13 protein-coding genes and 1 pseudogene are annotated in these 12,192 nt (G+C 39.7%); 10 read left to right on the forward strand and 4 right to left on the reverse strand.

Annotated elements, in window-relative coordinates:
- Positions 1–77 precede the first annotated feature (77 nt).
- The 4 genes and pseudogenes from AB9H30_RS01980 to AB9H30_RS01995 all read left to right on the forward strand — a co-directional run bounded on the left by AB9H30_RS01980 (position 78) and on the right by AB9H30_RS01995 (position 4,413).
- Positions 78–1,508, forward strand: a complete 1,431-nt coding sequence (locus AB9H30_RS01980; protein WP_371192946.1) for an IS1182 family transposase — start codon at positions 78–80, stop codon at positions 1,506–1,508.
- Between the two features lie 495 nt (positions 1,509–2,003).
- Entirely contained in the window at positions 2,004–2,369 is a 366-nt protein-coding gene (locus AB9H30_RS01985; RefSeq protein ID WP_371192947.1) for a hypothetical protein, read from the forward strand.
- A 430-nt stretch (positions 2,370–2,799) separates the two neighbouring features.
- A pseudogene (locus AB9H30_RS01990) lies at positions 2,800–3,423 on the forward strand (RHS repeat-associated core domain-containing protein); the annotation flags it as partial.
- A gap of 513 nt (positions 3,424–3,936) precedes the next feature.
- The gene (locus tag AB9H30_RS01995; protein ID WP_371192948.1) at positions 3,937–4,413 is read left to right on the forward strand and encodes a hypothetical protein; all 477 of its coding nucleotides are present in this window, start codon (positions 3,937–3,939) and stop codon (positions 4,411–4,413) included.
- An 860-nt stretch (positions 4,414–5,273) separates the two neighbouring features.
- On the opposite strand, the gene istB is transcribed toward AB9H30_RS01995, so the two are convergent.
- From istB to AB9H30_RS02015, 4 genes are all read right to left on the reverse strand, one after another.
- Positions 5,274–6,026 carry an IS21-like element helper ATPase IstB gene (gene istB / locus AB9H30_RS02000; protein WP_371192949.1) on the reverse strand — a complete coding sequence of 251 codons (753 nt, stop codon included), beginning with the start codon at positions 6,024–6,026 and terminating at the stop codon, positions 5,274–5,276.
- Complete coding sequence (gene istA / locus AB9H30_RS02005; protein ID WP_371192950.1) at positions 6,019–7,512, reverse strand: IS21 family transposase; 1,494 nt, start codon at positions 7,510–7,512, stop codon at positions 6,019–6,021. The genes istB and istA overlap by 8 nt, the downstream gene beginning before the upstream one ends.
- Before the next feature lie 75 nt (positions 7,513–7,587).
- Entirely contained in the window at positions 7,588–7,968 is a 381-nt protein-coding gene (locus AB9H30_RS02010; RefSeq protein WP_371192951.1) for an RHS repeat-associated core domain-containing protein, read from the reverse strand.
- 696 nt (positions 7,969–8,664) lie between these two features.
- On the reverse strand, positions 8,665–8,931 hold the full coding sequence (locus tag AB9H30_RS02015) for a helix-turn-helix domain-containing protein (RefSeq protein WP_371192952.1): 267 nt from the start codon (positions 8,929–8,931) through the stop codon (positions 8,665–8,667).
- A 72-nt stretch (positions 8,932–9,003) separates the two neighbouring features.
- On the opposite strand from AB9H30_RS02015, the gene AB9H30_RS02020 reads away from it, so the two are divergent.
- The 6 genes from AB9H30_RS02020 to AB9H30_RS02045 all read left to right on the forward strand — a co-directional run bounded on the left by AB9H30_RS02020 (position 9,004) and on the right by AB9H30_RS02045 (position 12,165).
- Positions 9,004–9,522, forward strand: a complete 519-nt coding sequence (locus tag AB9H30_RS02020; RefSeq protein ID WP_371192953.1) for a hypothetical protein — start codon at positions 9,004–9,006, stop codon at positions 9,520–9,522.
- Positions 9,519–10,898 (forward strand): DEAD/DEAH box helicase, encoded by a 1,380-nt coding sequence (locus AB9H30_RS02025; RefSeq protein WP_371192954.1) that lies wholly within the window; start codon positions 9,519–9,521, stop codon positions 10,896–10,898. The genes AB9H30_RS02020 and AB9H30_RS02025 overlap by 4 nt, the downstream gene beginning before the upstream one ends.
- A gap of 54 nt (positions 10,899–10,952) precedes the next feature.
- A complete protein-coding gene (locus AB9H30_RS02030) occupies positions 10,953–11,132 on the forward strand; it encodes a hypothetical protein (RefSeq protein ID WP_371192955.1) in 180 nt (59 codons plus the stop codon).
- Positions 11,132–11,551 (forward strand): hypothetical protein, encoded by a 420-nt coding sequence (locus tag AB9H30_RS02035; RefSeq protein ID WP_371192956.1) that lies wholly within the window; start codon positions 11,132–11,134, stop codon positions 11,549–11,551. Before AB9H30_RS02030 ends, AB9H30_RS02035 begins: the two co-directional genes overlap by 1 nt.
- A 69-nt stretch (positions 11,552–11,620) precedes the next feature.
- A complete protein-coding gene (locus AB9H30_RS02040) occupies positions 11,621–11,884 on the forward strand; it encodes a hypothetical protein (RefSeq protein WP_371192957.1) in 264 nt (87 codons plus the stop codon).
- 83 nt (positions 11,885–11,967) lie between these two features.
- Positions 11,968–12,165, forward strand: coding sequence for a helix-turn-helix domain-containing protein (locus AB9H30_RS02045; protein ID WP_371192958.1), 198 nt, complete (start codon positions 11,968–11,970; stop codon positions 12,163–12,165).
- Positions 12,166–12,192: the final 27 nt, after the last annotated feature.

The following is a 12,192-nucleotide window of genomic DNA, read 5'->3' on the forward strand; positions in this document are numbered from 1 at the left end:
TAATCTTAAAGTTGCCGCCTATTAAATCACCACTTTTAGTATAATTATTGGGTCAGATAAATCATAGAGAAAACGTGATGGCACATCATATTTTAGGCCAGTCAAGAACCCAGACAACCTTGTTCCCAGAAGTGCTTGAGGACTTTATTACTGAAGATAATCCTGTTCGAGTCATCGATATATTTGTAGAAGGTTTAGACCTTCAAACCCTTGGGTTTGAAGGTGTTATTGCCAAAGGCAAGGGTCGTCCAGGCTACCATCCAGCCATCCTGTTAAAACTTTATATCTACGGTTATTTAAATCGTATCCAATCATCTCGCCGATTAGAAAAAGAAAGCCATCGCAATGTTGAAGTGATGTGGTTGCTGGGTCGACTAAAGCCAGATTTTAAGACGATTGCTGACTTCAGAAAGAATAATGGCAAAGGCATAAAAGGCGTGTGTCGTAGGTTCGTAGAGATGTGTCGTCAGATGAACATGTTTGCTGATTCAGTCTTTGCTATTGATGGCAGTAAGTTCAAGGCAGTGAACAACAAATCAAAAAACTATACGCCAAGCAAAGTTAAGTTCCACATCGACCGAGTGGAGAAAAGTATTGAAAAATACTTAAGCCAAATGGATACCAAAGATAAGGATGAAAAGGCTGCCGACACTAAGGTGTCAGCGTCAAAATTGGCATGGCTTGAAGCGCGTTTAGTTGAACTTAAAACACTTGAAAAAGAAGTGAATGAACACCCAGATAAGCAAGTGTCACAAACTGACCCCGATGCCCGTTTAATGCATACGCATCACATGGAAAGACGAGTTTGTTACAACGTGCAAAGCGCTGTGGATACAAAGCATCACTTGATTGTTGAGCACGATGTCACCATGACAGTAGACAGAGGACAACTCACCTCAATGGCAGCGCAGGTCCAAAAAGCATTAGGTAAGAAAAACATCACCATCATCGCCGACAAGGGCTATTTTAGTCGCAACGATATTAAGGCGACACAAGACTTAGGCATGACGGCAAACGTGCCACAGAGCGATACATCGGGCGCAGCAAAAAAAGGGGTGTTCAATAAATCGTTATTTAAATATGATAAAAACAAAGATATGTATATCTGCCCTGCGGGTGAAGAATTGCCTCATCGACGTAACGTGACGGAAGATGGTGTTGAGCAAAAGGTATACGTTAACCACGTTGCTTGCAGTGGCTGCACTATCAGAGCGAAATGCACAACGTCAGTAAAAGAGCCGAGAAAAATGAAACGCTGGGTGCACGAAGAGATGATAGACGCGATGCAGATAAGGCTTGGCGATAATCCAGATTTACCCGTTCTAAGAAAGCAAACCCTTGAACACCCATTTGGCACGATAAAAATGTGGATGGGCGCGACACACTTCTTAATGAAGCGCAAAAAGAATGTAAGTATCGAAATGAGCCTCCATGTGCTGGCTTACAACCTGAAACGAATGATGACCATAATGGGAACTGCTGGATTGATGGAGGCGATGATCGCCTAGGGTAGTTACCCCTGAAAAAAATCAAGTGTATAGCCTTATTAAAAGTCATTATTGCTATCCAAAAGTCACTCAACGCGCAAATTTACAATTTCAAATAAATATTCGACACATCAACTCCGATGCTAAGGATGTGATTGAAGCGGCCGCAGATTAGTATTAAAAATAGTTTTAACACAGTCTGGGCAGTTAGGGGACGTAGCGGTTTTCTTCTATTCGGCATTGCGAGAGTAAAAAGGCAATATTCTTACCAACCATAAAGAGATGAATTTACGTTCATTAAACAGTTGATAATGAAGCTACTTTCCTCGATAGCAGACGTTTAATAACGCTCAACTAAGAGGCAAACGATAGTTGGCTAATATAGAGAGCGGAGCGAACAAAGCCAACCGTTACTTGCCCTGCTTGAGTGGCTTGTTATGTTTATATAGTGCAATTGGTTTCTAACATTGATAATGTTTATCGCACTAAGATAATAACTTAAAAGTAATTTAAACAATGATTAGAAATCAAGACAAATTATTATTCGAAGCATTAGCCTCATTCTCAGTACCTCTCGAAAGAGCATTCCACACAGCATTAAATGCAATTAAAACCGACGATAGTATATCTGATAAATATAAGGAGGATTTGCTTACTTACACCAAAGCTATTCTCATGAATAGTTTGGATTTACATGAATATGTTGCGAGGAAAGATCCAAGTTTAGATTTCGAGAAGCTTGGAAAACAAAAATACATTGAAATGAGAGAAGAATATCTAAATGCATTCCCCAAAGACGAATATTATCCTCCGAATTTTCACGAGTACATTTGCAAAGAGGCAGATTCCAGAAAGAAGAAACCGCCAAAAGTTAAAGGCTAATTTATGACTATCAATTTAACTAAATATATTGAGTGAACTGGTCAAGTCATTTTGGCAGCGGCTTGCGTTAAGCTGCCTAAGACAAGTTTGGGCAGTTAGGGGTCTGTCGTAAAACATCTATTCAAGTTGAGTTTCTGCCGTTCAAGCACCATCTAACAGAAGTTTATCGTATGACGGCAATGGGGGGCTAAAGCGGACTGTCACTGTGATTAAGATAGCACTAGTCTTGAAACAAAAATTTCAAACGTATTGGATATCAGTTCAGGGGTATTTGCTCTTGCATGAAAAGATCCACGATGCTTAGTCTTAGTCGGACAATGTAAAATCTATAATATGTTAAGATAACTCGTAGCCACCCCAACAAAAGTCACTTAATATGAAATAGTTGGGTAGTCAGAATGCTGGTTCATAATTACGATTATTTTACTACAAAGCACGGATTTATCATCCAAAGTTAGGTCGATTCCTTCAAGTTGACCCGATTGGGTATGACGATGGCATGAATATGTATGCCTACGTAGGGAATGATCCGATTAATATGGTTGATCCAACTGGCCTTACCGGTTTAATGCCATATGGTCCGGCACTAGAAACAGCCGGATTAGTTAGTAATGGTACGGCAAAAAAAGACATAAAAGTTTATTTGGATACACAACGCGCAATTGATAAATTTTTCTTATCCAAGTTACCGTATATCGGACCTGTTTTAACTGTGTCTGACATAGTAGTTGAAATATCAAACGATAGAGTACCTATTTCAAAATTGCTAGCTGAGGGCACCGGTTATGGTGCTTCAAAATTGACTGATTCTATATCTAACGATTACGGCTATAAAGAGATGCCTATGGGTAAGAAAAAATTTAGTATTTGGCTCCTAAAACAACTCGCAACTGAAAGCTCAAAAACATTTACTGAAAACAATACTGGAATATTTGATGATATAGCCTCAGGATCTGAAAATAAAAGTAGTATGCAAAAACATGATGAAGGATTAATACAAGCAGTTTGGTGTGTTGCAAGTGGACCAGGAAAAGTTAGGTGTCCTGGTAGCTAAGAATTATTTTTATGGGCTGTCTATTTTTGTAAAGTGGCGCGGACTTTTGTAATCTATTCAGTTAAGAAGTAAGCTTTTTTATAGTGCTAATATGTAAAAATATTTAATTGAGCACTGCTATATTACAAGCAAGCAAACCTGCTTCTAATTTAAAGGATAAGGGATGTATTTTAAACAAACTAAACTTACTTATATACATAGGTTAATCATTTTTATATTTCTGCTAATAATTTTTATCGCAACACTTTTTGGTAGTTTATATGGCTTAGGTATGAAATATTTAATAACTTATCTTATGCGCATGGGCGGATTATACTGTTTTGTTTATTGCTTCTTTTGTTTCCTAAAGGGTGAAGAAAATTTCATTAGCGCAGGTTGGTTGATTTCAAAAAAATTCACAAAAAGGAACTATCCACTAACTTTTTACTATGTACTTGTCATGCTATCGGTTTTTGGTTTGTTGATGTCTTATATGGGTTTTGTTCTAATTGAAATTTAAGGAAAATGTAAAAAATGATTGTTCATATTTTGTTGATATTTGGAGTAATTGTTACAGAAGATATTGTTAAACTTAGCGAAGAAGATGTGCGTTTTGCCTTGAATACAATCGATAAGGGAACAAGAGAATGCAATTTTGATAAGGCTACCAAGTACTATCGCCCATATACTTCTTTTTATGCTTACGAGAGTGGTATTAGAATTAGCGAGCACAAATTTGTTGAAATAGAAAATTTATTTCTACAAATGATGGAAAAATGTTCTTATGAAGTAGTAAATGAATACAAATCTGAAGTAAAAATCATAGTAAATAAAGACGGTCAGAAAGCTTTTTCATTAAGCGAATTAGAATATGATATGAAATACACATATGGAGGTAATTCAGTCGTATATAGAGAAAAAATAGAGGCAAAGGCCGAATTTCAAATAATAAACAACCAATTAGTGGTCGTAGAGAATCACTGGAAAATAATTTCTAAATACAAAATTTAGAAAATTTGATACAAAATGTAGCGTACCAAATTACCATCGTGTGCGCCACGAGGCGTGTAGCGTACCTTTTTCCTGTCATAACTTTTGCGAACAAAGCTCCGACTAGCGAGGCTTTGGATTCAAAAAAACACTTTTATGTTTTTCGCTTTCTCTTCTTTTTATCCTTATAACTATTAAAATAGTGATAAGCAAAAGGAACAACGACGAAACATAAGATAATTACGCTTGTATAAGCAAGAACCCATCTGCTATAGCCCGTTAATATCGAAAATATATTCAACAGTAATATTAATGCTACCGAAACATAGTCTAACTTTTTATTTTTGTGTTTATCCTCCAACAATATGAAAAAAAAGCTATGGACTAGAACATATGTGTTAATCAAAAAAAATATTGAAAAGACTACGTACTGAAGAATAGTATATTCTCTTTCTACGTAGCCAAAGCTAAATAACAAAATTCCTAAACAAACAATTAAAAATCTAACTTTAGGCAACTCTAGCATTTTTCTACAGCCTCACAAGCAGACGATGCAGCACTACTTCCAGCACCAGAGCCAATAATTGAACCAGCATTAGCCCCTTGGTCACCAGCCTTATTTTGTATTCTATTCATTTTGCGATTGTGTTTTCTACTATTCGGTGAACCTGCTGGTTTCTTTGGGTTAACTAAAGAAGAAGCCGCTTTACCCGTTTTCTGACCCGCAACTTTCCCTAACGGGGCTAGAGCTTTGCCGCCAGCTACATTAGCAATTGTGCCTGCTACTGTAACTTCTTTTCCTTGAATTTTATCACCAACTTATAGCGCGTCAACTATCTTGACCGGTGTAGCGTCAATTATCTTGACCGGTTGCCACTGCTTTAACTCTCTTTTTTCATAGCACTTTTTCGTCTATAGCTTTCTCCTACTAATTGAATAATGTGGGCGTGATGAACGAGTCGGTCGATAGCAGCCACGGTCATTGTAGTATCGGTAAATAGATCATCCCAATCTTCGAATGCCTGATTCGACGTAATGAGCATGCTAAATCGCTCGTATCGATGTGCGATAAGTTCGAACAGCACACTGGTTTCTTGCTCAGTCTTCCTGATGTAACCGATATCGTCGATAATGAGCGCATGGTATTTATCTAGCTTATTCAAGGCATCTTGCAGTTTTAGCGCTTGTTTTGCCTCTTGTAGATGCTGCACTAGCGCCGTGGCGGAGTAGAATTTTACGCGTATTCCAGCTTCGATTAGACTGTAACCAAGTGAGCTAGCCAAATGAGTTTTTCCAACACCACTGGCCCCGAACAACAGTAGGTTCTTGCCTTGTTTTATCCATTCGTGATTATCAGCGAGGTCATACATTATGGCTTTGTTGACGCCATCTATTGCTGTGAAGTCGAAGCCGCCAAGGCTTTTACCTGATGGCAGGTTTGACTCTTTTAGGAAGCGTAATTGTCGCTTATCGGTGCGACTCGCCAGCTCCATATGACATAGCTCGCTTAGGTATTGTTCTGGTCGCCACTGGTCATGAAGGGCTTTCTCTGCAATGGATTCCCAGTGTGTTCTAAATTCGCTTAAGCGCAGCGTTTTCAGCATCAGAGGGAGCGAAGCGGTAAGATTACTCATGACAACCTCCTTGTAATAACTGATTGTATTGCGACAGTTCATGCTGCCTCACGTTGAGTTTTGGCACATCAACAGCTCTATTAGTAAAGCGTTCTTGGCAATCAAACAAGCTAGGGAGTCTGCCTGCATTTAGCTGGTTGGTAATGAATCGGCCTAACCGCATTTCGTTATCGTGTTTACTTGCAAGGTGTAGCACTCTGACCATGTAATGACTCGCATCATCTGCTTTCATCGTTGTGTTTACGTATTGCCAGATGGTGGCGTAGTCATCATTGGGTAATAGTTCGTCCCGCCATTGTGAGCATCTGAACGCGCGAGGCTTTTTCACTAGTGCATCTATCACATGTTTGTAATTGACGCTGCGAGTGCGTGATGAGCCTGGCGCATATAATCGCGCTAACTCATAAGTCTTTTCATGGCCCACGAATAGGGCAAGGTAATTGTCGTGGATATGGACTTTCAATCGGCTGCCCACTAGACGCGATGGCACTGTGTACATCACACGCTTAACATTAATTGTGCTTGTGCGCGTTACGCGCACATATTCAATGGAGTAATTGACGCTAGTTGTCGCTGGTAAGGCTTGTAATTGTCGCTGCTCCTGCTTGAATTTGGTTGCGATACGCTTATTTCGCCGTTCAACAAGGTCGCTAATAAAACCCTCATACTCTGCGCGACAACTAAAATCGAATGACTTTCGGATACGCAACGCTTGCTCTAACTGCGCTTTTATATGGCGATTACTGGATTCAATTACGCCATTTTCATGTGCAATACCAGCATTGTTGCGCGTGGCTGTAAATCCATAATGCTTCATTAACTCATGATATCGTTGGGTGAAGTCATCAAGCCCACCATTATTCTTATAAGCAGCACTGAGGCTATCAGTGCGAACCTCAATTGGCACGCCACCGCTTTTAGCAAACGCATTTTGCAAGCCATCAGAGAATGCTGCAAAGCTCTCACCGCCATATGTCACTTGGCAATATTGCCAACCGCTGGCGGCTAATCGATAATTAAATAACATGTGTTTAATGGCTTCGCCATCAATCGTGACCGGTACCTTAACGTGCGTAAAGTCGCAGATGCCTAGCTGTCCGAACGGGTGATGTTGGAGAAACACGACCTCCTGACCTTCGCCATGCAAGTGCTGCCATTGCTTAATTCGTCGCTCTAGCGTACGCCTTGATGACGTTGAGAACTTGTCGCTGTGAGCTTCACATAAGTAGTCGAACACGCCGATGGGCGTTATTTCACTATCTTGCTTGAGTAGCGGCAACACAACTGGCTCCCAAATACCTTCGAGTGGATCGGCTCTAGTTCGCCAATGGCGTTTGTCTTTTTTAGGTTGATGGCGACCATTTTCAATTCGCCTGCCTGTGCTGATAGAGATATTGGCTTTACTGGCTGCAATCTCTTGTGAGAAATCTTTTCTGAGCTTCATATATAACCTGATTTGCTTTTCTGTAATGTGATTTCCCGACACTCAACTCTCCTTGGATTTGAGTGTCGAACTTTAACAGAACAACCGGTCAAGATAATTGTCGCTCAACCGTTCAAGTTAATTGTCGCTTAATACACCAACTAAAGATGCTGCACCCTCACTAGCTAATTTGGTCATCACCCCGGCTCCTTTGGCTAAACCAGTTATACCACCACCCGCCAAACCAGCTATTCCAGCCATACCAACTTTACCCAATTCTATTTCATCACCCTTTATTAATTGCGTTGCAAGTTCTACCCCTGCACCTACAAGGAATCCTGCTGCATAACTCATCCATTTTCCTGTAGGATTAATCATATTAACCGGATCATTTCCCACATAAGCATAAAGATTCATCTGGTCTTCATAACCCACAGGGTCAGTTTGCAGGAATAGCCCTAGCTTTGGATGATACATCCGTGCTTTGTAGTAGTTTACCCCAATTTTTTGAAGGTACAACTGACCTGTTTGCCGACCTAATATTCACACCTTATAGAAGCTAATGTGCAACAACAACGTGAGAACAACCTAGATTTATACAAGATTAATTATGCAGCGTTGATGAAGGTCGACTAGCCCAGTTGAGATTAAAAAATGTAAGTAAACGACTGTCTGCTTAGAAAGAGAGCAGACAGTCAAAATTTCCAATCTCAATGGTTGTTTATGGCAAAAATTTCTCGCACATATTTGAACGGCGTGTGTCTGCAAATGCCGTGCACTTGCCCTTAAGTATAAGGAAGGGCAATGTCGGCTGATCGCTCTAAGTGAAAGTTCACTATGCTAAACCTAATGGGCAGATAAACGTTGCACAATTAATATACTGTATTGCATCTCAGAAGGGCGCACACTGTTTGAATCGGAATCGTCGATGTGTGTTTATTCTAGAGAATGAAAATGCGGCAGTATTTAGAGGAAAAAAGCAGTGAAATATTGGAAAAGTGCAACTTAAAAAACGTCAATAAAATCAGTCACTCACTCACTTGTTACATGCAATATGGGGATTAATAGAATGCAAATAGCCAGTCATTGTAGCCCTATGATACAAAATTCAAATGTCCGCAATCAATTTTAGATGAGCATTATCGAAGGATGAAGTGAGCGCAATTGGCACATTATCCCCTTCAACTATGAAAATTTAATGAGTGTTTAGGCAATTCATGGCCTTGAGCTTTTGTGGTTTGTATTCATCGACTCCATTAAAACTGAGAGCCCCTCTCGAGGATCCACTTCAAGAACTTGGCACAACTCAATAAACTCTATGAGTTCTATCTTTCGTCTAGCTTGTTCAATTTTACCTAAGATTGAATGGTGTTTGCCCCACTTTTCCGAGACTTCTCGCAAAGAAAGAGACTGTTCCTCACGATGTGCTTTTAACCACAATCTGAGTTTGTCGTAATGTGAGGAGTAAACTGATGTTTTCATTGTCTCGATGATAGAGACAAAGTACACTGTCGCGAAATTCGAGACGGTAATCATAAAAAGAGATATTTTGTAATGCCAAAGAAGCAATATGACATTGATATATTAGCCTTTATCCGCTCACTTTCACTGGAAACGTTCACTGTTACGGATATTACGAGACACCTTTTAGAGGTTTACGTAAAGATGTTCGACAAAAAGAAAAACGCTACACAATTTGTCTATCGCCACCTTAAATTTCTCGAGAAACAAGGAATCATTAAGACACTAACTATAAATAATCAGAAAGCGATCGTTTTTTGTTGGTCAGTCCAAGGTGAGGATATTAATGACTTGCAAAAACGCACCCACCTCGAAAATAAAAGTCACGAGAGCATCATCAATAAACTTCAAGAGAAGATCCGTTTATGTAAGGCTGAAATGCTGACAAATATTGGTGAAACCGAAGCTTATTCTGAATGGGTAAACGAAATGCCTGAGTTAGTAGACGATGTCAAGTCTCATTACCAACAAACCCGAGATCAAGCAAAGGTGATGCTTGGTAAAGTGAAAGGGTTCGAGCGTTTACTGGCTCAGTATGAAGCGCGTTTATGATTAATTTGAGAAATTGGCAGAGTGAAGCCATCACAAGTGCTCTAGAAAAATTTGAAGCTCTATATTCTCACTTTTTATGTCTAGCGACGCCGGGTGCTGGGAAAACCGTGATGGCATCTACGCTTGCGGATATCCTCATCAAAAAAGACAAGGTCGATTTGGTATTATGTTTTTCGCCATCAACCGTAGTTGCAAATGACTTCAAAGTCGAACTCGAAGCTATAACAAAAAAGCGTTTCTGTGGTGGGCTCGGTGCAACCGGTTCATCACTAACCTACCAAAGCATGAGGCATTTAGATGCAGCGTTTTGGACGTTGCTCGATACTTATAGGGTATTTGTGATTTTCGACGAGATTCATCATTGTGCAGGTACTGGCATCGAAAATGCGAATGCGTGGGGAGAACAAATCCTAATGAACATACAAGGAAAAGCTCACTATACAATCGCATTGACGGGAACGCCTTGGAGAAGTGATACAATCCCTATCGCAATGGCCAATTATATTGGAGAGGATAATAGATTACAGGTAGATTATCGATATGACTTAACTCAAGCTATTGAAGATGGTGTATGTCGTTCTCCACACATTACTTTGTTCGACAATGAGCTTATAGACGTTATTGAAAATAATGAAAGAACCTCTTATTCATCAATTTCAGATTTTCTTATTGAAAGTGGGTTGTCTTATTCCGAACTTATCTTTCATGATGAAGTAATTCGCAAAATACTCAAACATGGAATGATTCGATTAAATCAAGAGCGGAATATTTTTAGTAATGCCGGAGGTCTCATAGTCGCAGCAACGATATCTCATGCAAAACATATCCAAATGCTTTTATCAGAATTAGGCGAATCCAGTGAGCTCGTGACATATCAGGAAGACGATCCTGAAAGCCTTATTCGCCGATTTAAGCGAGGCAGTCAAAAGTGGATTGTATCTATAGGAATGATTAGCGAAGGAACGAACATACCTCGTTTAAGAGTTTGCTGCTACTTGTCTCTAGTTACAACAGAACTCTATTTCAGACAAGTATTAGGTCGAGTCTTAAGAGCGCAATATTCACCTGTTGAGCTTGGTTATCTAATTATGCCTGCTCATCCTCGTCTACTAGAATATTCTAATCGGGTCGCTGAAGAAGTGCCGCATTATGCAGTGATCAAATCATCAGGAAATAATCAAGTTCTGGACTCAGAAGATTCTAATTTGGAAGAGGATAGTGACTCGCCGCCCAAGAGCAACGAGCAAGGTAAACCTCCCACAGCTCCGTTAAATATTGAAATAGAAGAGGAGCCTTCTCAAGGGCCACTCACCTCATGGTATGATTCCACAATAGATTCTTTTGGTCGGTTTCAGCAAAAAGTTTTCATGTTATGAACCTCTTACAGTATCTCTTCCTAATCCAGTGGGCTTCAATTCAGTATTAACAAAATGGTTTCGAAAGAAAACTACAAAATTTCTCAAGTAGCATTTAAATCGATTGCTGATGCTGGCGATATAGAATCAACACGAAGCAAAAAATTACAAAATGTATATCTGTTGCTAGAAGTAAGAGAATTATTTTTTGAAATAGACAGAGACGATATTATTTCAGCAATGGAGCTACACTGATGGCTGAACTTACGACCAAACAGCAAAAACGACTTCACGATAGGCTTGAACAAATACAGCCTAAAATTGAAAGTGACGATTTTTTGAAGAACCAAGGTTTAGGAAATGAGATTGGTTTTTACGTATTTGACTATCCGCCAGAATCAGAAATAGTTATAAGAAAACACCTAGAATACTTGACAGGCCGCCTTAACAAGCGTGGTCGTAATTTCAAAAGCATCAACTTATTTGAAACTGTTATAGAATTGCTTGACTATCGCAACCTCACTGATAGAGCATTCAAAGTGCGGAAAGATCGCGGTGATGAAGCGCTATTCAACGCATTGAAGGGGCCTCTTAAGCAAAACAGAGTAGCTGATTTTATCGCCTCAAAAATTAATTTTGGCTCCAATGACATTCTCCCCAAAGGCACACCTTAAAGCCAGAACAACGTTGCTAAAGAGGCTGGTGTCGACCCTTCCGCACTTAGGCGAGTAAGGTTTCCTGAGTTGGTATCAGAAATACAGGAATGGACCGAAACTCACAAAGATGAGAAAAGCACAAAAACACCAAGACAAATGATGCTTGCTCAAAGATCCAAGAATCGGGATTTAAAAGAGAAGTATCAGTCTCTTGAAGAGCAGAGAGATAAGGCGCTAAGCCAATTGCTGGACGCTCAAGCTAGGATCCTAGAGCTTACTCTAGAAAATCAGAGTCTACGCTCTCAATTGCCAACAAACACAGTAACTCATCTTTTTGACCGAAATAATTAAAGTTGAACTCAAAAAATGTTACGCAAATCAATATTTACTGGTAATCTTTGTGTGAAAAATAAAAAAATGCTAGGAGCATAGCCATGATCCGCTGTCATCTCGCTCGTATGATGGGCGAACATAAAATGCGTATTGCTGACGTTGCAAGAGAAACGGGACTTAGTCGCGCAACTGTAACGTTACTGTATAAAGAAACTGCGCAGAAAGTGGACTTGGGTTCTATAGAGAAGCTTTGCTTGCTGTTTAATTGCCAGGTAGGTGAACTACTAGAACTGGCATAAAGCCGAAAAGCCCTAAAAGAACGGACA

Origin of the sequence: Glaciecola sp. SC05 (genome assembly GCF_041380235.1) — a bacterium.
In the GTDB taxonomy this organism is placed as follows: Bacteria; Pseudomonadota; Gammaproteobacteria; order Enterobacterales; family Alteromonadaceae; genus Glaciecola.

Coding starts and splice junctions, on each gene's coding strand:
- AB9H30_RS02035 (WP_371192956.1), top strand. CDS start 11,132: ATGGCTGAACTTACGACCAAACAGCAAAAACGACTTCACGATAGGCTT.
- AB9H30_RS02030 (WP_371192955.1), top strand. CDS start 10,953: ATGGTTTCGAAAGAAAACTACAAAATTTCTCAAGTAGCATTTAAATCG.
- AB9H30_RS02015 (WP_371192952.1), bottom strand. CDS start 8,931: ATGAAAACATCAGTTTACTCCTCACATTACGACAAACTCAGATTGTGG.
- istB (WP_371192949.1), bottom strand. CDS start 6,026: ATGAGTAATCTTACCGCTTCGCTCCCTCTGATGCTGAAAACGCTGCGC.
- AB9H30_RS02045 (WP_371192958.1), top strand. CDS start 11,968: ATGATCCGCTGTCATCTCGCTCGTATGATGGGCGAACATAAAATGCGT.
- AB9H30_RS01995 (WP_371192948.1), top strand. CDS start 3,937: ATGATTGTTCATATTTTGTTGATATTTGGAGTAATTGTTACAGAAGAT.
- AB9H30_RS02025 (WP_371192954.1), top strand. CDS start 9,519: ATGATTAATTTGAGAAATTGGCAGAGTGAAGCCATCACAAGTGCTCTA.
- AB9H30_RS01980 (WP_371192946.1), top strand. CDS start 78: ATGGCACATCATATTTTAGGCCAGTCAAGAACCCAGACAACCTTGTTC.
- AB9H30_RS02020 (WP_371192953.1), top strand. CDS start 9,004: ATGCCAAAGAAGCAATATGACATTGATATATTAGCCTTTATCCGCTCA.
- AB9H30_RS01985 (WP_371192947.1), top strand. CDS start 2,004: ATGATTAGAAATCAAGACAAATTATTATTCGAAGCATTAGCCTCATTC.